Genomic DNA, 19,173 nt, shown 5'->3' on the forward strand with positions numbered 1-19,173 from the left:
CGGCGCAAGAATCATTATGTTATATCATAACAATCAATGCGGCACGCCATGGCGCGGCCGATTGCGCGGCACGCCGTTGGCGGATTTCTGATACCTTCAACGCATTGCGGCCCGAATTGGCCACTTACTACGCCTTTTGACCGTTATGTCCGCCTCTCGCCCTACCCGCGCCGATACCGTCGGCGCCCAGCTCGATCTGGCCGAATCCCTCTGTACGCAGCGCGGCCGGCGGCTGACGCCCATCCGCCGCAAAGTGCTGGAGCTGCTGCTGGTCCATGGCCGCAGCCTCAAGGCGTACGAGCTGCTCGAGGCGATGCGCGCCGAACATCCCGGCGCGGCGCCGCCCACGGTCTATCGCGCGCTCGATTTCCTGATGGACGAAGGCCTGATCCACCGCCTGGACGCGGTCAACGCATGGAGCGCCTGCCACGACGCGGCCGGCGAACCGCACGACCTGCTGGTGGTATGTACCGGGTGCGGCGCGGTGGCCGAAATCAGCGATCCCGACATGAGCCGGCAATTGGCCGAGCGCGTGGCCCGCACCGGCTTCGCACTGGCGACGCACGAAACCGAAATCCGCGCCCTGTGCCCGCAGTGCCAGCAGAACCGCCCGGCGCAGGCGCACGGCCACACGCATTCGCATCACTGAAAACACGGCGCCGACAAGTAACAATTCCCGCCGTCGCTCCGTCCCCTCTTGAAGATGGAAATCCCGCCCCCATCTTCTTTCATTGCATCGATAAGCGATGCCCGCGCAGCGGCGCGCCAGGCCTGATTTTCGGCCCTCGCGCCAGGGTTGCTCCGGGGTTTGCCCCTGGCCCCCGTCTGTGCTGTAATCCTGCGTCCGGCCGCGAATGGCGGCCCCTCGCAGCCCCAACATCCGAGCCGCGGCCTGCGCGACTCGACCTTTGCTTTCGCTTCGCCCATGAACACCGCGCGCAGTCTGGACAAAATGGTTCCCGTCACGATCCTCACCGGCTTTCTCGGTGCGGGCAAGACCACCCTGCTCAAGCGCATCCTGACCGAATACCACGGCCGGCGCGTGGCGGTGATCGAAAACGAATTCGGGCCCGAGAGCATCGACAACGACCTGCTGGTGCAGGATCGCGACGAAGAAATCATCGAGCTGTCCAACGGCTGTGTCTGCTGCACCGTGCGCGGCGACCTGATGCGCACGCTGTCGGACCTGCGCGCCAGGCGCGAAGCGGGCGAACTGTCGTTCGAGCGCGTCATCATCGAGACCACCGGCATGGCCAACCCCGGCCCGGTGTGCCAGACCTTCTTCATGGACGACGATATCGCCGAGTACTACCGCCTGGACGCGGTGGTGACGGTGGTCGACGCCAAGCATGGCATGGCGACCCTGGACGCCCAGGACGAAGCCCAGAAGCAGGTGGGCTTCGCCGACCGCATCCTGGTTTCCAAGAAAGACCTGGTCAACGACGTCGACTACGCAGCGCTGCACCAGCGCCTGGTGCGCATCAACCCGCGCGCGCCCATCACGCCGGTGCATTTCGGCGAAGCCGACCTCAAGTCCATCATCGACATCAGCGGCTTCAACCTGAACTCGATCCTGGACATCGACCCGGCCTTCCTGGCCGACGAGCACCCCGACGCCGCCCACGACCATCATGACCACGACCATGGCCACGGCCATGAGCACGATCATGATCACGAAGGCGAGTGCGGGGCCCATTGCAACCATCACCACCATCATCACCACGCCCACCACGATGACGAAATCGGCGCGTTCGTGTTTCGCTCGAACAAGCCCTTCGATCCAGCCCGGCTGGAAGAATTCCTGGGCGGCGTGGTGCAGGTCTATGGTCCCGACCTGCTGCGCTACAAGGGCATCCTGTACATGAAGGGCATCAACCGCCGCATGTTGTTCCAGGGTGTGCACATGATGATGGGCGCCGAACCCGGCAAAGCATGGACCGCGGCCGAAAAGCCATCCACCAAGATGGTGTTCATCGGCCGCAAGCTGCCCCAGGAGATTTTCACCCGGGGTCTTGAGCAGTGCCTGGTCGGATAACGCACCTCTGATCGAAGCGTATGCGAAACCCAGAGTAAAAAACCGTACTGCGAGGACAAGCTAGCGCAAGTACAACGGTTATACGGCCAGCCAGGCGCGAATATTCGGGCCGCGCCCGGATCGATTCATAGTGGAGTGTTTACATGGCTACGAAGGCAGCAACGAAAAAATCAAGCAAGTCGACGAGCGATACGGCGATTGATCTGCCCAGCGAACAGGAATTGCTGGCCATGCCCGAGGCCGACTACATGAACGATCGCCAATTGGCGTTCTTCAAGGAACGGCTCAAACAACTCGAACAGGACATCCTGGCCAACGCGGGCGAAACCACCGAACACCTGCGCGAAACGCAGTTCGTCCCGGATCCGGCCGACCGCGCCACCATCGAGGAAGAGCATGCGCTGGAACTGCGCACGCGCGACCGCGAGCGCAAGCTGCTGAAGAAGGTGCAGCAGGCGATCGCACGCATCGACAGCGGCGAATACGGCTGGTGCGAGGAAACCGGCGAACCCATCGGCGTTCCGCGCCTGCTGGCACGCCCCACGGCCACCCTGTCGCTGGAAGCGCAGGAACGCCGTGAAATGCGCCAGAAGCTGTACGGCGACTGAGGCTCCAAACCCGTCCCGTATTCTTCGGTCACCAGCCGAACGCATTACCAGGGCTATGCTCCACGGCATAGCCCTTTTGTTTTCGGACCAGGCCGGCTTGAAATCGGTCTCGCCACCCCCATCTGAACCGTTCAAAGGAAGGAACGAATGGAACAATTTCACGCCACCACCATCGTGTGCGTACGGCGCGGCAACCATGTCGCGCTGGGCGGCGATGGCCAGGTCACGCTGGGCAATATCGTCATCAAGGGTACGGCCCGCAAGATCCGCCGCCTGTACCACGACAAAGTGCTGGCCGGTTTCGCCGGCGCCACCGCCGATGCCTTCACGCTGCAGGAACGTTTCGAAGCCAAGCTGGAAAAACACCAGGGCCACCTGATGCGCGCCGCCGTCGAACTGACGCGCGACTGGCGCACCGACCGCGTGCTGCGCCGCCTGGAAGCCATGCTGATCGTGGCCGACACCGAACATACGCTGGTGCTCACCGGCAACGGCGACGTGCTGGAACCCGAACACGGGCTGGCGGCCATCGGCTCGGGCGGGGCATACGCCCAATCGGCCGCGCTGGCGCTGCTGCGCAATACCGAACTGCCGCCCGAAGCCATCGTCAAGCAGTCGCTGGAGATCGCCGGCGACCTGTGCATCTACACGAACCAGAATCACGTGATCGAAACGCTAGGCGCGTAGCTGTCACGAAGGACCGACCCCATGTCCGCAAATCACATGACCCCCGGCGAGATCGTCTCCGAACTCGACAAATTCATCATTGGCCAGAATCGCGCCAAGCGCGCGGTCGCGGTGGCGCTGCGCAACCGCTGGCGGCGCCAGCAGGTCGCCGAGCCGCTGCGCCATGAGATCCACCCCAAGAACATCCTGATGATCGGGCCGACCGGGGTGGGCAAGACCGAAATCGCCCGCCGCCTGGCCAAGCTGGCCAATGCGCCGTTCATCAAGATCGAAGCGACCAAGTTCACCGAGGTGGGCTATGTGGGCCGCGACGTCGACACCATCATCCGCGACCTGACCGAGTACTCGATCAAGCAGACACGCGAGCTGGAAATGCGCCGCGTGCGCAGCCATGCCGAAGACGCGGCCGAAGACCGCATCCTCGACGCGCTGGTGCCGCCGCCGCGCGGCGCCTCCGGCGAGCCCGAGCGCGGCGAGGACAACAGCGCGCGCCAGACTTTCCGCAAACGCCTGCGCGAGGGCAAGATCGACGACCTGGAGATCGAGATCGAGATCGCCCAGCCCATGCCGCAGATGGACGTCATGACGCCGCCCGGCATGGAAGAAATGGCCGAGCAGTTGCGCGGCATGTTCGCCGGCCTGGCGCGCGACAAGAAGAAATCCAAGAAGATCAAGGTCAGGGAAGCCTTCAAGCTGATCGTCGAGGAAGAAGCCGCCAAGCGCGTCAACGAAGACGATCTGCGCGCGGCCGCGATCACCAACGTCGAACAGAACGGCATCGTGTTCCTGGACGAAATCGACAAGATCGCCGCACGCCAGGAGACGGGCGGCGCCGACGTGTCGCGCCAGGGCGTGCAGCGCGATCTGCTGCCGCTGGTCGAAGGCACCACGGTCAATACCCGCTACGGCATGGTGCGTACCGACCATATTCTGTTCATCGCCTCGGGCGCCTTCCATCTGGCCCGCCCCTCGGACCTCATCCCTGAACTGCAGGGACGCTTCCCCATCCGGGTCGAACTGGATTCGCTGAGCGCCGAAGACTTCGTCAGCATCCTGTCCGAGACGGACGCTTCGCTGATCAAGCAATACACCGCCCTGCTCGGCACCGAGGATGTGAAGCTGGAATTCACCGACGACGGCATCCGCCGGCTGGCCGAACTGGCATTCTCGGTCAACGAGCGCACCGAGAACATTGGCGCGCGACGCCTGTACACGGTGATGGAAAAACTGCTGGAAGAGCTGTCGTTCGATGCCAGCGCCAACTCGGGCGAAGTGATCACCATCGACGCCGCCTACGTCGACCTGCAACTGGCCGAGACGGCCGGCAGCCAGGACCTGGCCCGCTACGTGCTGTAGCGCGGCCGCCGCGGCGCCCGCCTGGGCGCCGCGGCCTTTCCCTTACTTGGATATGGCCGTGACGACGTAGCGGCCGTCCTTGCGCGTGGCAGTAAAGCGCACTTTGTCGCCCGGCTTGATGCCGGCCAGCAGCGCAGGATCTATCTGATAGACCAGCGTCATGGCCGGCAGGTCCAGCGCGCTGATCGCGTCGTGCTTGATCGACACCTTGCCGGCGGCGGCATCGACGCGCCGCACCTCGCCGGTCGCGTCGGCCTGCTGCGCAAATGCCAGCGGAGTGGCCAGCGATACCACGGCCATGGCCGTGGCAACGGCCATCCGGGACGAGTATTTGCGGGAAAAAGCCATGTATTCCTCCAAAGTCGCGCGGGGCCGCGATTGCCGGCCCTGCACGCGCATCATCGCCAGGATACCGCGCCGACGCGGGCACGCCAGGGGCAAATCGCAACAATCCTGACATTTCTGCGCGGCCCAGGCCCATGCGAGGCGGCGCGCTTACCGATCGACGCATGCTGTGCCAGTCGGTTCCCGGCACGTAAGCATACGCGCCGCTTGCCAGCGGCTTCCCATGATTCCGGCCATGCAGGCCGTGATCGCCTGGAAGTCCAACACCCTCCAATGGGCCGCCGCACGCCCGCCGCCGGTGGAACTGGACGCCGCGGCCCTGCCGGGTTGAATCCGGCGCTTCCGTGCCCTGTGTCCGCCGCCCCAGCGGCGGGCACGATGCTAGGATAGCGGCCTGACATTTTCCACCTCCAGGATTTCCCGCCATGGCCAACCGCTTGTCCGTAATTGCCACCCGTACCGGAGACGACGGCAGCACCGGCCTGGGCGACGGCTCGCGTGTCGGCAAGGACACCGCCCGCATCGCGGCGCTGGGCGATGTCGACGAGCTCAACAGCGTGCTCGGCCTGCTGCGGGCCGAAACCCTGCCCGCCGAGATGGACGCCGACCTGTCGACCATCCAGCACGACCTGTTCGACATGGGCGCCGAGCTGTGCATCCCGGGCCACATCGCGCTGGCCGACGAGCAGGTCGCCCACCTGGATGCGCGGCTGTCGCACTACAACGCCGGCCTGGCGCCGCTGCGCGAGTTCATCCTGCCCGGCGGCTCGCGCGCCGCGGCGCTGTGCCATCTGGGCCGCACCGTGGCCCGCCGCGCCGAGCGCAGCGTGGTGGCGCTGGCGCGCGCCGAAGTGGTCAACGCGCCGGTCCGCCAGTACCTCAACCGCCTGTCCGACCTGCTGTTCGTCCTGGCGCGCCACGTCAACCAGGCGCAGGGCGCACGCGACGTGTACTGGGCCAGCCGCCACGCCCGGCCGGCCGACTAGCCCCACGGCCGGCATGCCGGCCGTAAAATCGGCGCATGAGCATTCTCGTCACCGGCGGCGCCGGCTTCATCGGTTCGAATTTCGTGCTGGGCTGGCTGGCCAGCGGCGATGAGCCGGTGATCAACCTGGACCTGCTGACCTACGCCGGCAACGCGGCCAACCTGGCCGCACTGCGCGATGACCCGCGCCATCTGCTGGTGCATGGCAACATCGCCGACGCGCCGCTGGTGCGCCGGCTGCTGCGCGAACACCGGCCCCGCGCCATCGTCAATTTCGCCGCCGAATCGCATGTCGACCGCGCCATCCGGGCCCCCGACGCCTTCGTGCAGACCAACGTCGTGGGCACTTTCGCCCTGCTGGAGGCCGCGCGCGCCTATTGCGCCGAACAGGACGACGCTGCGGCGGCGGCCTTCCGCTTCCTGCATGTGTCCACCGACGAGGTGTACGGATCGCTGGCGCCCCAGGCCGCCCCCTTCACCGAAACCCATCCCTACCAGCCGAACAACCCCTATTCGGCCAGCAAGGCGGCCAGCGACCACATGGTGCGCTCGTACCGCCACACCTACGGGCTGCCCGCCATCACCACGCACTGCTGCAACAATTATGGCCCGCGCCAGTTCCCCGAGAAGCTGATCCCGCTGGTGATCCACCATGCGCTGGCCGGCCGCGCGCTGCCCCTGTATGGCGACGGCATGCACGTGCGCGACTGGCTCTACGTGGCCGACCATTGCGCGGCCCTGGAATGCGTGCTGCGCGACGGCCAGCCGGGACGGACCTACAACATCGGCGCGCATTGCGAGCGCACCAACCTGGAAGTCGTGCACGCGGTCTGTGCCCTGCTGGACCAATGGCGCGCCCGCCCGGACGGCCAACCGCATGCCAGCGGCATCGCCTTCATTCCCGAACGGCCCGGCCACGACAGGCGCTACGCGATCGACGCCGGCAAGATACAGCGCGAACTCGGTTGGCGGGCCGCGACCTCGTTCGAGGCTGGCCTGCGCGAGACGGTACGCTGGTACCTGAACCATCCGCAGTGGGTGGCGGACATCGCCAGCGGCGCATACCGCCACTGGCTCGATACGCATTACGACACATGAATATCCTGCTACTGGGCCGCACCGGACAGATCGGCGACGCGTTGCTGGCTCACCCGCCGGCATGGGCGCGGCTGGCCGCGCTGGAGCGCCGCCAGGCCGACCTGCGCGACCTGGGCCGGCTGGCCGCCGTGCTCGATGCCTACGCGCCGCGCATACTGATCAATGCCGCCGCCTATACCGAAGTCGACCGTGCCGAGGCCGAGCCGGAGCTGGCGCTGCGCATCAATGCCCAGGCGGTGGCGGTCATGGCGGACTACGCGCGCCGCAACAACGCCTTGCTGGTTCACTATTCCACCGACTACGTATTCGACGGCAAGCGCGCCCGCGCCTACCGGGAAACCGACGCCGCACATCCGCTGAACGCCTACGGCCGCTCCAAGCTGGCTGGCGAGCAAGCCATCGCGGCCAGCGGCTGCCCGCACCTGATACTGCGCACCAGCTGGGTCTACGCCAGCCATGGCGCCAATTTCGTCAAGACCATCCTGCGCCTGGCGCGCACCCGCGCCGAGCTGTCCGTGGTCGCCGACCAGCACGGCGCCCCGACCTGGGCGGGCCGTATCGCCACCGTCACCTGGCAGGCGATCGATGCGCACCGGCGCCGCCGCCTGCCCGACGGCCTGTGGCACCTGAGCGCGGGCGGCCATGTCAGCTGGCACGGGCTGGCCTGCCACATCGTGGCGCGGGCCCGGCGCGCCGGGCTGGCGCTGAGCCTGGACCCGGCGCACATCCGGCCCGTCACGACGGCGCAATATCCGCTGCCGGCGCCACGCCCGGCCAATTCGCGGCTGGACTGCGGCGCGCTGCGCGATGCCCTGGAGCCCGAGCTGCCCGACTGGCAAGTCGACCTGGATGCGGTCGTGGATGCCCTGGCCGCGCGGGCGCATACCCTGTAGCGCCGCGCCCGGCGCCAGGATTACAGTAAACCCGCCAGGCAAGAATTCGGAGGCGTCATGAAACTCACCCCCTTGGCCATCGCGGACGTCGTGCTGATCGAACCCCAAGTGTTCGGCGACGAGCGCGGCTGCTTCTTCGAGAGCTTCAACCAGGACCGCCTGGACGCGCAACTGGGGCGGCGCATCCGCTTCGTGCAGGACAATCACTCATGCTCGCGCGCGGGGGTGCTGCGCGGCCTGCACTACCAGATCCTGCATCCGCAGGCCAAGCTGGTGCGCGTGGTGGCGGGCGAAGCCTATGACGTGGCGGTGGACCTGCGCCGCGGCTCGCCCACCTTCGGGCGCTGGACCGGCGCCTACCTGTCGGCGCGCAACCGGCACCAGCTGTGGATTCCGGAAGGGTTTGCGCACGGCTTCCTGGCGTTGTCCGACGATACCGAGTGCCTGTACAAGGCCACCGACTACTACGCGCCCGAACATGAGCGCTGCGTGCGCTGGGACGACCCGCAACTCAAGGTGGACTGGCCGCTGCAGGGCCAAGCGCCCATCCTGTCGGTGAAAGACCGCCAGGGCGTGGCGCTGGCGCGGGCCGATACCTATGCGTAGCGGCCCGCGCGTGTTCAGTTGACGCCGGCGGCGTGCGCCTGCTGGTCGGCGTGGTACGACGAGCGCACCATGGCGCCCACGGCCGCATGCGTAAAGCCCATGGCGTAGGCCTCGCGCTCGAACATCGCGAAGGTGTCCGGATGCACGTAGCGCAGCACCGGCAGATGGTGCTCCGACGGCTGGAGATACTGGCCGATGGTCAGCATGTCGACGTTGTGCTCGCGCATGTCCCGCATGACCTGCAGGATTTCCTCGTCCGTCTCGCCCAGGCCCAGCATCAGGCCCGACTTGGTGGGCACCTCGGGGTGCAGCTTCTTGAACTCGGCCAGCAGCTTGAGCGAATGCGCGTAGTCCGAGCCCGGGCGTGCCTGCTTGTACAGGCGCGGCACGGTTTCCAGGTTGTGGTTCATGACGTCCGGCGGGCCGCTGTTGAGGATGTGCAGCGCACGGTCCAGGCGGCCGCGGAAGTCGGGCACCAGCACTTCGATGCGGGTATCGGGCGAATACTCGCGCACCTTGGCGATGCATTCGACGAAGTGGGCGGCGCCACCGTCGCGCAGGTCGTCGCGGTCGACCGAGGTGATGACCACGTAGGACAGCTTGAGCGCGGCGATGGTGCGCGCCAGGTTTTCGGGCTCTTGCGTGTCCAGCGGATCGGGACGGCCGTGGCCCACATCACAGAACGGGCAACGGCGCGTGCACTTGTCGCCCATGATCATGAAGGTGGCCGTGCCCTTGCCGAAGCATTCGCCGATGTTCGGGCAGGATGCCTCTTCGCACACCGTATGCAGGTTGTGCTCGCGCAGGATGCGCTTGATGTCGTAGAAGCGCGACCCCGGGGCGGCGGCGCGCACGCGGATCCATTCCGGCTTCTTCAGCTTCTCGGCCGCGACCACCTTGATCGGAATGCGCGCGGTCTTGGCCTGCGATTTCTGCTTCTGGGTGGGATCGTAGGCGGCCGGCGCGGCGGCCTGCGAGTCGTTCGAGGGAACGGGGGACTCGACGAGCGTGGACATTGAGCACCTTCACAACCGGAACGCCAGGCGCGGTCCGGTTCGAGACAAAAAAGCCATTCTACTATCCCGGCACGCCCGCCAGCGCCGCGGCGCGCTGCTGCACCGCCTGGCTATGGGCGCGCGCCAGCTGCGCGGCCAGCAATTCGCCGGCCCGCTCCACGCTGGTGCGCACGCCGCAGGCAGCCAGATCGACCGTGCGCAGGCCTTCGTAGCCACAGGGGTTGATACCGAGAAACGGCGACAGATCCATATCGATGTTCAGCGCCAGTCCATGATAGGCGTAGCCATTGCGCACCTTCACGCCCAGGGCGGCGATCTTGGCCAGTTCGCCGCCGGGCTGGGGCACATAGATGCCGGGCGCGCCCGGCTTGCGACAGGCCTGCTCCAGGCCCAGCTCGCGCAGCGTGGCCAGGGTCGCCTGTTCGAGCATGTCGACATACTCGCGCACGTACAGCCCGGCGCGGCGCAGGTCGAACAAGGTGTAGGCGAGTACCTGGCCCGGGCCGTGATAGGTGACCTGGCCGCCGCGGTCGCAGTGCACGACCGGGATGAGCCCGGGATTGAGCAGGTGTTCGGGCCGCCCGGCCTGGCCCAGGGTATAGACCGGGGCATGCTCGCACAGCCAGATTTCATCGGCGGTGCCGGGACCGCGCGCGGCGGTGAACGCCTTCATGGCGTCCCAGACCGAACCGTAGTCGGCCGGGCGCGCAAGCCACTTGATCATGACAGGGCTACAGGACGATCGACACCATGGGGTGGCCGTGCAGGGCGCGGTACAGCGAATCGAGCTGTTCGCGCGAGGTCGCACGCACCGTGAAGGTCAGCCCCATGTAGTTGCCGCCCTTGCTGGGCCGCATCTCGACCGATGCCGGATCGAAAGCCGGGTCGAACTGCAGCACGACTTCAGTGAGGGTCTGGGCGAATTCCGGATGCTGCTTGCCCATTACCTTGATGGGGAAGTCGCTCGGATACTCGATCAGGGACTCTTCCGGGGGAATATTGTGCATCTGCGTCTGCCTGGGTGGCGGCGTCGCGAGGGACGCGAAACGCGGGCGGCGCCAGGGCCGCCCGCCTGCCGGCCGCTACAGGGCGGCGATACGCGCATCATAACCCGCGCGCAACTGCTCATAAACGGGGCCGGGCTTGCCCGCGCCCACCGCCTTGCCGTCCAGGCGCACGATGGGCAGCACTTCCTTGGTGGCCGAGGTCAGCATCAATTCGTCGGCGGCGAGCACTTCCTCGCGCGAGATCCGCCGTGCCTCGAACGGCAGGCCGGCCGCCTCGGCCAGCTCGCCCATCAGGCCGTAGCGGATGCCTTCCAGGATCAGGTTGTTCTTGGGCGGGGCCAGCAGCTTGCCGCCGGAAACCACCCAGATATTGGTCGACGAGCCCTCGGTCAGCCAGCCATCGCGAAACTGCACCACTTCATCCACGCCGGCGTCCACCGCCTGCTGCTTGGCCAGCACGTTGCCCAGCAGCGAAACCGACTTGATCTCGCAATGCAGCCAGCGCTCGTCGTCGATGGCAATCGCGCTCAGGCCCTGGGTGCGCTGCGCGGCCCCCGGCGGACTGAAGGCCGCGGCCATGCCGAACACCGTGGGCGTGATCGGCTCGGTGGGAAAGGCGTGATCGCGCTTGCAGACGCCGCGCGTGACCTGCAGGTAGATGATGCAGGTGGGCTGGGCCGAGCGGGCGATCAACCCGGCGATCACCGACTCCCATCCCGCGCGGTCCATCGGCGCGGCGATGCGCAGCGCCGCCAGGCTGCGATCCAGGCGATTCAGGTGTTCGGTCATGCGGAACACCTTGCCGTCATAGACCGGCACGACTTCATAGATACCATCGCCGAAGATGAAACCGCGGTCGAGCACGGAAATCTTGGCTTCGTCGAGGCGCGTGAATTCGCCGTTGAGATATACCTGGCTGTCGCCCGGCATGCCCGGAATCATGGGGAGCTCCTTGGAGAGGATAGGGGCGGGCATGGCAGCCCGCCGGTGCCGCCGCGCCGCCTGCGGCGCGGCTTTCATCGTTACTGGAACCAGCGCTTCACGGTGTCGGCCATGCGGCCGAAGAAGCCGGCGCGCTCGACGTCTTCCTGGACCACCAGCGGTTCGACGCGCAAGGTCTTGCCATCGAGCGTGAGCTGCAGCGTGCCGACCTGCTGTCCCTTGGTCAGCGGCGCCACCAGCGGGTCGGTGCGCTGCGCGACCGGCTTGATCTCGGCCGCCTTGCCGCGCGGCACCGCCAGCCACACCGGGTTGGGCGGACCCAGCTTGACGTTCTCGACCTTGCCTTCCCAGACCCGCGCGTCCAGCCCGGGCTGGCTCTGGTCGTACAGCTTGACCGTATCGAAGTTCTGGAAGCTCCAGTTGAGCAGCTTGAGGCTTTCCTCGGCGCGCGTGGCTTCGCTGTCGGCGCCCACCAGCACGGTCAGGATACGGCGGTCGCCGCGCATGGCGGTCGAAACCAGGCAGTAGCCGGCCGAATCGGTGTGCCCCGTCTTCATGCCGTCGACCGACGGATCGGCCCACAACAGGCGGTTGCGGTTGGGCTGGGTGATCTTGTTGTACGTGTAGCTTTTCTGCTTGTAGTAGTGGTAGTAGTCCGGGTAATCCGAGATCAGGTGCGCCGCCAGCGTGGCCAGGTCGCGCGCCGTGGTGACGTGCTGCGGATCGGGCAGGCCGGTGGAGTTCATGAAGTGCGTATTGCGCATGCCCAGGCGCTGCGCCTCCTGGTTCATCAGGGCCGCAAAGGCGCTTTCGCTGCCGCCGACGGCTTCGGCCAGCGCGACCGATGCGTCATTGCCCGACTGGACGATCATGCCCTGGTTCAGTTCGTCGACCGTCACCGGCTTGCGCGGCTCGATGAACATGCGCGAACCGCCGGTGCGCCATGCGTGCTCGGAGACCGGAACCTGCTGCTCCAGGGTCAGGCGCTTTTCCTGCAGCGCGTTGAACACCACATAGGCAGTCATGATCTTGGTCAGCGAGGCCGGCTCGACCTTCATGTCGGCGTTGGAGGCTGCCAGCACCTGGCCGCTGTTGACGTCCACGGTGATCCACGCCTTGGCGGCGATGGTCGGCACCGGCACGGCCGCCAGGTCTCCCACGGCGCCTACCGCGCCGCCCGCCGCGGGCGCGGCGGCGGCGACAGGCGTGGCGGGCGCCGCCTGCTGCTGGGCCCCGGCCGGCGCCGCAGCGGCCAGCATGGCAGCCAGCACGGCGCTGGCCAATACGCGACGGGAAAGAACGACGGGGGCAATAGCAGTATCAGGCAAGGTCTTCATCGGCTAGGAGTTCAGGTAGGGCCCGCCAGGGCAGGTAGAGGCCCACAATTATAGGCAGCGTATCCGACACGTCCCTGACGAGAACGTTCCGTTGCGCTTACAAACATGCAACGTGATGCAACGCGGGCCGGGTCAATCCAGCGCAATGCGAAGGCGGTCCTGCACCAGTTGCCGCAGCACCAGCAGCTTGCCGTGGAAAAAGTGCGAGGCCCCCGGCACGACCACCACCGGCAGGGAGCGCGGCCTCGCCCATTCCAGGGCTTCGGCCAGCGGCACCACGTCGTCCGCTTCGCCATGCACCAGCAAGGTATCGGCCGGCACCTCGGTGGCCGAACGCTCGAAACGGTTGACCGCCGGCCCCATCAGCATCAGCGCGCGCGGCAGCGACGGATCGCCGGCCGCGGCCAGGGCCGCATAGGTCTGCGCGGCGACCGCGGTGCCGAACGAGAAGCCGCCCAGCACCCATGGCGACGCGGCGAACTCCGGGTAGCGTTCGCGCACCTGCGCCACCAGCGCCAGCATGTCCTCGGTCTCGCCGATCGACTTGTCGAACTCGCCGGCCGACTCGCCCACGCCGCGGAAATTCGGCCGCACCGCGGCCAGCCCGTGCTGCACGCAGGCGCGCGCCACGGTGGTGACCACCTTGTTGTCGCGCGCGCCGCCTTGCAGCGAGTGCGGGTGCAACACCAGCGCCCAGCCGCGCGGCGCATGGGCGGGCCAATCGATGGCGCAGTCGATGTTGCCGGCGGCGCCAGTGAATACTTGGGTTTCGGTACGTGCGGACATGACGGAACTAAGTGGAACAAAAGGCCATGTTAACTGCCGGCGCGCACGCCGGCGGCCGCGACGCGGCCGGCCAGCCAGCCGGCCAGCTCGTCGGCCGCGGCATCGGTGGCCTGGCGCAAGGCCTGCACGCCGCCGGCGGCATCCTGGGTGGCGGCCGGCGCTTCGCGCGCGATCCGCACCTGGCCGACCACCTGGCGATCCTGCAGCAACACGGCCTGCATCGCCACATGGCCGACGCTGGCCTGCCCGTCGGCGGCGAAGACTTGCTCGAAACGCGTCAGCGTGACCTGCACCTGCGCCAGGCCCGCGCCCATGCCGGCGCCCAGCACCGGCCCCTGGTGCGACAGGCGCTCGACCAGGCGCTGGCGCACCAGCTCGGCCGGCGCGCTCGCCCAGCGCGAGCGTGCGTAGGCATGCGGGCTGGCGCTGTCGCCCACCCGCCAGATCACGCCGGTATCGGACAGATACGGCACCGCCTCGAACGCCAGCACAATCGGCTGACGCGCCGGCAAGGCGGGCGTGGCCGCCACGTCGGCGCCCAGGTCGAACAGCGCCGGCGGCGCGGCCATGCGGCCGGCGCCGCAGCCGGCCAGCAGCAGGGCCGACAACACGATGATGGCCTTCTTCATATCCATTTACCTCCCGAATCCGGCAAAACCCGGCTCGCCCGGCCCGGGCACGGTGGGCGGCGGGCCGAACAGCAACGATTGGGGCGTATCGCCCACGCGCCGCAATGTCGTCGTGGCGCTGCGGGCCGCCGAATCGATGCTGCTGGCCATGCCGGAGACCGCCGGCAGGGTCTGCGCATCGAGGCGGGCGGCCGCCCAGGCAATATCGCGCATGCTGCGCGTGGCCATGGCCAGCGGCCCATCGGGCGCATCCAGCCGCGCCAGCGCCTGCCGGGCCGCCTGCGCCAGGCCGGCGATCTCCTGGGCCGCCTGGCCGGTGTTGCGCGACATCGCCTGCAGCGAATCGACCAGCGGCGGCACCTGCGCCAGCGCCGGCCGCAGCTCGGTCGCCGCCTGGCGCAGGTCGGTGGTGATGGCGGCGATGTTCTGCAGCGTGGCCGTCGTGGCCTGCACATTCTCATTGCTGAGCAGGCGCTCGAGCCGCGCGGACACCTGCTCGACGTTGTGCAGGATCTCGCCGCCGCGCTGCTCGAAGCGCTGGAAAAACCCCGGCCGCAGCGGGATGGTGGCCGGCATGGCGGCGCTGGACGCCAGCCGGCGGGTCGAGGTGCCGTCGTCGCGCAGCTCGATATTGCCCAGCCCCGTCACGCCCTGCACGCCCAGCTCGGCCCAGGTGGACTCGGTAATCGGGGTATCGGGCGCCACGCCGATGCTGATGCGCACCTGGGCCGGCTTGTCGGGGTTGAAGCCCAGCGACTGCACCTTGCCCACCGGCACGCCCTGGTAGCGCACGGTGGACTGGGCCGACAGCCCGCTGACCGAGGTAGCCGAGACGATGACATAAGGCTTGAGGGCGGCGCGATCGCGCCCGACCCATATGGCCACCAGCGCGGCGGCAACCAGCAACGCCAGCGTGAACAGCCCCGCCAGCAGGGCATGACTACGGTTTTCCATTGCCCGTTTCCTTAGGTGCAAGATCTCCCAGCGCGCGGCGGCCGCGCTCGCCCAGAAAGAAACTGCGGATGAAAGGATGATCGACCTTGAGCACTTCCCGCACGGTATCGCAGACGATCACACGCTTGTCGGCCAACACGGCCACGCGCGTGGCCAGCGCCAGCAAGGTATCGAGATCGTGGGTCACCATGACCACCGTGAATCCCAGCTGGCGATGCAGGCTGCGCACCAGGTCGACGAATTCGTCCGAGCGCAGGGGGTCCAGGCCCGCCGTCGGCTCGTCGAGAAACAGCAGTTCGGGGTCGAGCGACAGGGCGCGCGCCAGCGCCACCCGCTTGACCATGCCGCCGGACAGGTCGGCCGGCCGCTTGTCGGCGTCCTTGGACGTCAGGCCCACCATCGCCAGCCGGCACATCACCACGTCGCACACCAGGTCTTCCGGCACGGTGCGCAGCTCGCGCAGCGGCAGGGCCACATTGTCGAACACCGACAGCGACGAAAACAGCGCGCCGGCCTGGAACAACATGCCCCAGCGGTGCGACAGGCGCCGCCGCTCGGCCGGCTCAAGCTCCTGGACCCGGCGGCCCAGCACCTCGATGGTGCCGGCGGCCGGCCGCTCCAGGCCGATGATCTGGCGCAGCAACACCGTCTTGCCCGTGCCCGAGCCGCCCACCAGCGCCAGGATCTCGCCCGGGTAGACCGACAGGTCCAGATTGTCGTGCACGACATGGTCGCCGAACGCCGTGCGCAAGCCGCGTACCGCGATGACCGGCGCCACGGCCAGGTCGGTCGCGCTGAACAGGTTTTGCTGTGCCACGCTGCCCATCAGATGCCTATCGAGCTGAAAATGACGGCGTACAGGGCGTCGACCAGGATGACGCCCGTGATCGAGGTCACCACCGACGTGGTGGTGCCGCGCCCCAGGCTTTCGGTATTGGGCTGGATGCACAGGCCGAAATGGCAGGCCACCAGCGCGATCAGGACGCCGAACGACACGCCCTTGAACATGCCGATCCAGTAATTGGTCAGCGAAATGGCGTCCGGCAGCGAGGTCAGGAACCATTGCGCCGAAACGCCCAGCTGCATCTGCGCCGCCAGCATCCCGCCCAGCAGGGCCATGGCATCGGTCCAGACCACCAGCAGCGGCATGGTGATCGCCAGGGCGATCACGCGCGGCAGGATCAGGCGCTGGCCATGCGAAATGCCCATCACCAGCATGGCGTCCAGTTCCTGCGTCACCCGCATCACGCCGATCTGGGCCGTGATGGCCGAGCCGGATCGACCCGCCACCAGGATGGCTGCCAGCACCGGCCCCAGCTCGCGCACGATGGAAACGCCCAGCAAACGGACGATGAAGCGGTCGGCGCCGAACATCTGCAGCTGCTGCGCCGACAGATAGGACAGCACGACGCCGATCAGGAAACCGACCAGGGCGGTAATGCCCAGCGCCTGCGCGCCGGTGCGGTAGACCTGCGCCGAAATCTCGCGCCACGGCCCGCGCGACGGGCGGCGCAGGAAGGCGCCCAGGTCCAGCACCAGTTGGCCGAACATGATGATCAATGCGCGGCCATTGCGGCCGGCGTCGAATACGGCGTCGCCGATCGCGCGCAGCCAGCCCCAGCGGTCCGCCGGCGCCGGCGCGGGAAGCGCCTCGCCGCGGTTGCGCTGCAGCGTCTGGAACACCTCGCGCTGTCCGTCGGACCAGCGCACCCGCTCGGGCAACTGTTGCCCCCAGGCGCCCCACAGCAGGTGGGCCCCGATGGTGTCCAGCCGCTCGACCCCGCGCAAGTCCCAGCGCTGGTCGGGGTCGACGCGGGCCAGCGCGGCGCGGCGGCGCTCCACTTCGCCCGGAGCAGCCAGCGCCTGCATGGACCAGTCGCCCGACACATGGCAGACGCCATGGTCCAGCGTCAACGGCAATGTGGCGGCGCCGGCGGTACTCGGCAAACTAGGCATAGGCAATCGCGGAAATGCGCGGATACACAGAAATTCGAACGATCGTAACGAATGATATACGTCCCGCCCCCGCAATGGGTGCCATTACAATCGCGCCCATGTCAGCCGAAGTCCGTTCCCTCTCGCTGCCCGAGCCCGCTGCGCTGGCCCGGGCCATCGCCGCTCGCCTGCCTGCATTCCGGGATATCTCCTGGGTCGGAAGCACCGGCTCGACCAACGCCGACCTGCTGGCGCGCGCACGCGCCGGCGGCGGGGCGCGGCCCTGCCTGCTCGGCGCGCACCTGCAGGAAAGCGGACGCGGCCGCGCCGGCCGCCCCTGGCAAAACCGGGTGGGCGCGGCCCTGATGTTCTCGTGTGCCTTCGACGTGGACCTGCCGCCGTCGCAACTGCCCGCGCTGTCGCCGCTGGCCGGCATGGCTGCCTGCGAAGCGCTGCGCCAACTGGTCGGCCAACCCGCCGGCCTGCTGGTGAAGTGGCCCAACGACGTACAGTGGCACGACGCGAAGCTGGCCGGCGTGCTGGTCGAATCGGTCCGCAACCCGGCCGGCACGGGCCACGCCGTCGTCATCGGCATGGGCCTGAACCTGCATGGCGGCGATGCGCTGTCGCAGGCGCTGCAGCGTTCCGTGGCCGACTGGAATGACGTCGCCGGCCCCGGCGAAAAAGGTCCGGACGCGGCGGCCGACCTGGTCGCCACCGTGGCGCGGGCCTGGCAAGACGCCGCGCATACGCTGCAGCAGGAGGGCTTTGGCGCCTTCGGCGCGCGCTTTGCCCGGGTCGATGCCCTGGCCGGGCGCCCGGTCAACGTGATCGATCGCGGCGAAATCCTCTACACCGGCGCGGCCAGCGGCGTGGACGACCATGGCCGCTTGCTGGTGCAGGCTGCCGATGGAATGCGGCCCGTCTCCGTCGGCGAAATTTCGATCCGGCCCCAAGCATGATTATCCTCATCGACTCCGGCAACAGCCGCCTCAAAGTCGGCTGGTTTGACCCGGACGCGCCACAGGCGGCGCGCGAGCCCGCCCCCGTCGCCTTCGACAATCTCGACCTGGACGCGCTGGGCCGCTGGCTGGCCACCTTGCCCAGGCGCCCGCAACGGGCGCTGGGCGTGAACGTCGCCGGGCTTGCCCGCGGCCAAGCCATTGCCGCCACGCTGCGCGCGGGCGGTTGCGACATCCGGTGGCTGCGGGCCCAGCCCCTGGCCATGGGGCTGCGCAACGGCTATCGCAATCCCGACCAACTGGGCGCCGACCGCTGGGCGTGCATGGTGGGCGTGCTGGCGCGCCAGCCGTCCGTGCACCCGCCGCTGCTGGTGGCCAGTTTCGGCACGGCCACCACGCTGGACACCATCGGGCCCGACAATGTCTTTCCCGGCGGGCTGATCCTGCCCGGCCCCGCCATGATGCGCGGCGCGCTGGCCCACGGCACCGCCCACCTGCCCCTGGCCGACGGCCTGGTGGCCGACTACCCCATCGACACCCATCAGGCCATCGCCAGCGGCATCGCCGCCGCCCAGGCCGGCGCGATCGTGCGGCAATGGCTGGCCGGCCGCCAACGCTACGGCCAGGCGCCGGAGATCTATGTCGCCGGCGGCGGGTGGCCCGAAGTGCGGCAGGAAGCCGAGCGCCTGCTGGCGGTCACCGGCGCCGCCTTCGGCGCCACGCCGCGGCCCACCTACCTCGACAGCCCCGTGCTCGACGGCCTGGCGGCGCTCGCCGCGCACGGCGCGCCAACGGCCTGACCCCCCCACACCCGGCGGATTTCCCATGCGCATCCTGTTCCTCCTGATCGTCGCGGCCAACCTGTGGGTCTATGCGCTGGGCCAGGGCTGGCTGGGCCTGCGTCCCGCCGATGAAGGGCGCGACGCCGCTCGCCTGAACCAGGAAATGAAGGCCGACCAGGTCAAGGTGCTGCGGCCCTGACGACCCGCACG

23 protein-coding genes are annotated in these 19,173 nt (G+C 68.1%); 12 read left to right on the forward strand and 11 right to left on the reverse strand.

Going from position 1 to position 19,173, the window contains the following annotated elements; translation table 11 throughout:
• The first annotated feature begins 145 nt into the window (after positions 1-145).
• The 5 genes from EL288_RS23275 (at position 146) to hslU (ending at position 4,686) form a co-directional block, all read left to right on the forward strand.
• Positions 146-649 carry a Fur family transcriptional regulator gene (locus EL288_RS23275; protein WP_003807166.1) on the forward strand — a complete coding sequence of 168 codons (504 nt, stop codon included), beginning with the start codon at positions 146-148 and terminating at the stop codon, positions 647-649.
• 276 nt (positions 650-925) lie between these two features.
• Complete coding sequence (locus EL288_RS23280) at positions 926-2,035, forward strand: CobW family GTP-binding protein (protein ID WP_010925725.1); 1,110 nt, start codon at positions 926-928, stop codon at positions 2,033-2,035.
• 143 nt (positions 2,036-2,178) lie between these two features.
• On the forward strand, positions 2,179-2,643 hold the full coding sequence (gene dksA / locus EL288_RS23285) for an RNA polymerase-binding protein DksA (protein ID WP_003807164.1): 465 nt from the start codon (positions 2,179-2,181) through the stop codon (positions 2,641-2,643).
• 147 nt (positions 2,644-2,790) lie between these two features.
• Positions 2,791-3,330 (forward strand): ATP-dependent protease subunit HslV, encoded by a 540-nt coding sequence (hslV, locus tag EL288_RS23290; protein ID WP_003807163.1) that lies wholly within the window; start codon positions 2,791-2,793, stop codon positions 3,328-3,330.
• A 21-nt stretch (positions 3,331-3,351) separates the two neighbouring features.
• Positions 3,352-4,686 carry an ATP-dependent protease ATPase subunit HslU gene (hslU, locus tag EL288_RS23295; protein ID WP_003807162.1) on the forward strand — a complete coding sequence of 445 codons (1,335 nt, stop codon included), beginning with the start codon at positions 3,352-3,354 and terminating at the stop codon, positions 4,684-4,686.
• Between the two features lie 42 nt (positions 4,687-4,728).
• Here hslU and EL288_RS23300 read toward each other — a convergent pair whose 3' ends face one another.
• Entirely contained in the window at positions 4,729-5,034 is a 306-nt protein-coding gene (locus EL288_RS23300; RefSeq protein WP_003807161.1) for a copper-binding protein, read from the reverse strand.
• Between the two features lie 422 nt (positions 5,035-5,456).
• Between EL288_RS23300 and EL288_RS23305 the strand changes: the two genes are divergently transcribed.
• Genes EL288_RS23305 through rfbC form a run of 4 tightly spaced genes read left to right on the forward strand, consistent with a single transcriptional unit; the run spans position 5,457 to position 8,613 of the window.
• Positions 5,457-6,017 (forward strand): cob(I)yrinic acid a,c-diamide adenosyltransferase, encoded by a 561-nt coding sequence (locus EL288_RS23305; protein ID WP_010927330.1) that lies wholly within the window; start codon positions 5,457-5,459, stop codon positions 6,015-6,017.
• A gap of 35 nt (positions 6,018-6,052) precedes the next feature.
• On the forward strand, positions 6,053-7,114 hold the full coding sequence (gene rfbB, locus EL288_RS23310) for a dTDP-glucose 4,6-dehydratase (protein WP_033458499.1): 1,062 nt from the start codon (positions 6,053-6,055) through the stop codon (positions 7,112-7,114).
• Complete coding sequence (gene rfbD / locus EL288_RS23315) at positions 7,111-8,007, forward strand: dTDP-4-dehydrorhamnose reductase (RefSeq protein ID WP_003807150.1); 897 nt, start codon at positions 7,111-7,113, stop codon at positions 8,005-8,007. The genes rfbB and rfbD overlap by 4 nt, the downstream gene beginning before the upstream one ends.
• A 57-nt stretch (positions 8,008-8,064) precedes the next feature.
• Positions 8,065-8,613: a dTDP-4-dehydrorhamnose 3,5-epimerase gene (gene rfbC / locus EL288_RS23320; RefSeq protein ID WP_003807148.1), complete on the forward strand. Its 549-nt coding sequence runs from the start codon at positions 8,065-8,067 to the stop codon at positions 8,611-8,613.
• Between the two features lie 14 nt (positions 8,614-8,627).
• On the opposite strand, the gene lipA is transcribed toward rfbC, so the two are convergent.
• The 10 genes from lipA to EL288_RS23370 form a co-directional block, all read right to left on the reverse strand.
• A complete protein-coding gene (lipA, locus tag EL288_RS23325) occupies positions 8,628-9,629 on the reverse strand; it encodes a lipoyl synthase (RefSeq protein WP_003807146.1) in 1,002 nt (333 codons plus the stop codon).
• A gap of 61 nt (positions 9,630-9,690) precedes the next feature.
• Positions 9,691-10,353, reverse strand: coding sequence for a lipoyl(octanoyl) transferase LipB (lipB, locus tag EL288_RS23330; protein WP_003807144.1), 663 nt, complete (start codon positions 10,351-10,353; stop codon positions 9,691-9,693).
• Between the two features lie 7 nt (positions 10,354-10,360).
• Positions 10,361-10,636, reverse strand: coding sequence for a YbeD family protein (locus EL288_RS23335; RefSeq protein WP_003807142.1), 276 nt, complete (start codon positions 10,634-10,636; stop codon positions 10,361-10,363).
• A 75-nt stretch (positions 10,637-10,711) separates the two neighbouring features.
• Entirely contained in the window at positions 10,712-11,611 is a 900-nt protein-coding gene (locus tag EL288_RS23340; protein WP_010929622.1) for a D-amino acid aminotransferase, read from the reverse strand.
• 47 nt (positions 11,612-11,658) lie between these two features.
• Positions 11,659-12,915 carry a D-alanyl-D-alanine carboxypeptidase family protein gene (locus tag EL288_RS23345; RefSeq protein WP_003807138.1) on the reverse strand — a complete coding sequence of 419 codons (1,257 nt, stop codon included), beginning with the start codon at positions 12,913-12,915 and terminating at the stop codon, positions 11,659-11,661.
• Between the two features lie 132 nt (positions 12,916-13,047).
• Entirely contained in the window at positions 13,048-13,701 is a 654-nt protein-coding gene (locus EL288_RS23350) for an alpha/beta hydrolase (RefSeq protein WP_003807136.1), read from the reverse strand.
• Positions 13,702-13,730: 29 nt separating this feature from the next.
• Positions 13,731-14,336, reverse strand: a complete 606-nt coding sequence (locus EL288_RS23355; protein WP_010925722.1) for an ABC-type transport auxiliary lipoprotein family protein — start codon at positions 14,334-14,336, stop codon at positions 13,731-13,733.
• On the reverse strand, positions 14,337-15,284 hold the full coding sequence (locus EL288_RS23360) for an MlaD family protein (RefSeq protein ID WP_003807132.1): 948 nt from the start codon (positions 15,282-15,284) through the stop codon (positions 14,337-14,339).
• Positions 15,271-16,110, reverse strand: coding sequence for an ABC transporter ATP-binding protein (locus tag EL288_RS23365; RefSeq protein ID WP_003807131.1), 840 nt, complete (start codon positions 16,108-16,110; stop codon positions 15,271-15,273). Before EL288_RS23365 ends, EL288_RS23360 begins: the two co-directional genes overlap by 14 nt.
• Positions 16,110-17,240 (reverse strand): MlaE family ABC transporter permease, encoded by a 1,131-nt coding sequence (locus tag EL288_RS23370; RefSeq protein WP_033447890.1) that lies wholly within the window; start codon positions 17,238-17,240, stop codon positions 16,110-16,112. The genes EL288_RS23365 and EL288_RS23370 overlap by 1 nt, the downstream gene beginning before the upstream one ends.
• Positions 17,241-17,314: 74 nt before the next feature.
• On the opposite strand from EL288_RS23370, the gene EL288_RS23375 reads away from it, so the two are divergent.
• The 3 genes from EL288_RS23375 to EL288_RS23385 are packed head-to-tail and all read left to right on the forward strand — an operon-like array spanning position 17,315 to position 19,162.
• Positions 17,315-18,181 carry a biotin--[acetyl-CoA-carboxylase] ligase gene (locus EL288_RS23375; RefSeq protein WP_033447888.1) on the forward strand — a complete coding sequence of 289 codons (867 nt, stop codon included), beginning with the start codon at positions 17,315-17,317 and terminating at the stop codon, positions 18,179-18,181.
• Positions 18,178-18,981: a type III pantothenate kinase gene (locus tag EL288_RS23380; RefSeq protein WP_003807125.1), complete on the forward strand. Its 804-nt coding sequence runs from the start codon at positions 18,178-18,180 to the stop codon at positions 18,979-18,981. Before EL288_RS23375 ends, EL288_RS23380 begins: the two co-directional genes overlap by 4 nt.
• A 25-nt stretch (positions 18,982-19,006) precedes the next feature.
• Complete coding sequence (locus tag EL288_RS23385) at positions 19,007-19,162, forward strand: hypothetical protein (protein ID WP_003807124.1); 156 nt, start codon at positions 19,007-19,009, stop codon at positions 19,160-19,162.
• Positions 19,163-19,173: the final 11 nt, after the last annotated feature.

The organism is Bordetella bronchiseptica, from assembly GCF_900636925.1.
GTDB classification, from domain to species: domain Bacteria; phylum Pseudomonadota; class Gammaproteobacteria; order Burkholderiales; family Burkholderiaceae_B; genus Bordetella; species Bordetella pertussis.

What these genes read in the sequence shown, in the direction of transcription:
- EL288_RS23275 (WP_003807166.1), top strand. Translation starts at nt 146, where the DNA reads ATGTCCGCCTCTCGCCCTACCCGCGCCGATACCGTCGGCGCCCAGCTC.
- EL288_RS23280 (WP_010925725.1), top strand. Translation starts at nt 926, where the DNA reads ATGAACACCGCGCGCAGTCTGGACAAAATGGTTCCCGTCACGATCCTC.
- dksA (WP_003807164.1), top strand. Translation starts at nt 2,179, where the DNA reads ATGGCTACGAAGGCAGCAACGAAAAAATCAAGCAAGTCGACGAGCGAT.
- hslV (WP_003807163.1), top strand. Translation starts at nt 2,791, where the DNA reads ATGGAACAATTTCACGCCACCACCATCGTGTGCGTACGGCGCGGCAAC.
- hslU (WP_003807162.1), top strand. Translation starts at nt 3,352, where the DNA reads ATGTCCGCAAATCACATGACCCCCGGCGAGATCGTCTCCGAACTCGAC.
- EL288_RS23300 (WP_003807161.1), bottom strand. Translation starts at nt 5,034, where the DNA reads ATGGCTTTTTCCCGCAAATACTCGTCCCGGATGGCCGTTGCCACGGCC.
- EL288_RS23305 (WP_010927330.1), top strand. Translation starts at nt 5,457, where the DNA reads ATGGCCAACCGCTTGTCCGTAATTGCCACCCGTACCGGAGACGACGGC.
- rfbB (WP_033458499.1), top strand. Translation starts at nt 6,053, where the DNA reads ATGAGCATTCTCGTCACCGGCGGCGCCGGCTTCATCGGTTCGAATTTC.
- rfbD (WP_003807150.1), top strand. Translation starts at nt 7,111, where the DNA reads ATGAATATCCTGCTACTGGGCCGCACCGGACAGATCGGCGACGCGTTG.
- rfbC (WP_003807148.1), top strand. Translation starts at nt 8,065, where the DNA reads ATGAAACTCACCCCCTTGGCCATCGCGGACGTCGTGCTGATCGAACCC.
- lipA (WP_003807146.1), bottom strand. Translation starts at nt 9,629, where the DNA reads ATGTCCACGCTCGTCGAGTCCCCCGTTCCCTCGAACGACTCGCAGGCC.
- lipB (WP_003807144.1), bottom strand. Translation starts at nt 10,353, where the DNA reads ATGATCAAGTGGCTTGCGCGCCCGGCCGACTACGGTTCGGTCTGGGAC.
- EL288_RS23335 (WP_003807142.1), bottom strand. Translation starts at nt 10,636, where the DNA reads ATGCACAATATTCCCCCGGAAGAGTCCCTGATCGAGTATCCGAGCGAC.
- EL288_RS23340 (WP_010929622.1), bottom strand. Translation starts at nt 11,611, where the DNA reads ATGCCCGCCCCTATCCTCTCCAAGGAGCTCCCCATGATTCCGGGCATG.
- EL288_RS23345 (WP_003807138.1), bottom strand. Translation starts at nt 12,915, where the DNA reads ATGAAGACCTTGCCTGATACTGCTATTGCCCCCGTCGTTCTTTCCCGT.
- EL288_RS23350 (WP_003807136.1), bottom strand. Translation starts at nt 13,701, where the DNA reads ATGTCCGCACGTACCGAAACCCAAGTATTCACTGGCGCCGCCGGCAAC.
- EL288_RS23355 (WP_010925722.1), bottom strand. Translation starts at nt 14,336, where the DNA reads ATGGATATGAAGAAGGCCATCATCGTGTTGTCGGCCCTGCTGCTGGCC.
- EL288_RS23360 (WP_003807132.1), bottom strand. Translation starts at nt 15,284, where the DNA reads ATGGAAAACCGTAGTCATGCCCTGCTGGCGGGGCTGTTCACGCTGGCG.
- EL288_RS23365 (WP_003807131.1), bottom strand. Translation starts at nt 16,110, where the DNA reads ATGGGCAGCGTGGCACAGCAAAACCTGTTCAGCGCGACCGACCTGGCC.
- EL288_RS23370 (WP_033447890.1), bottom strand. Translation starts at nt 17,240, where the DNA reads ATGCCTAGTTTGCCGAGTACCGCCGGCGCCGCCACATTGCCGTTGACG.
- EL288_RS23375 (WP_033447888.1), top strand. Translation starts at nt 17,315, where the DNA reads ATGGGTGCCATTACAATCGCGCCCATGTCAGCCGAAGTCCGTTCCCTC.
- EL288_RS23380 (WP_003807125.1), top strand. Translation starts at nt 18,178, where the DNA reads ATGATTATCCTCATCGACTCCGGCAACAGCCGCCTCAAAGTCGGCTGG.
- EL288_RS23385 (WP_003807124.1), top strand. Translation starts at nt 19,007, where the DNA reads ATGCGCATCCTGTTCCTCCTGATCGTCGCGGCCAACCTGTGGGTCTAT.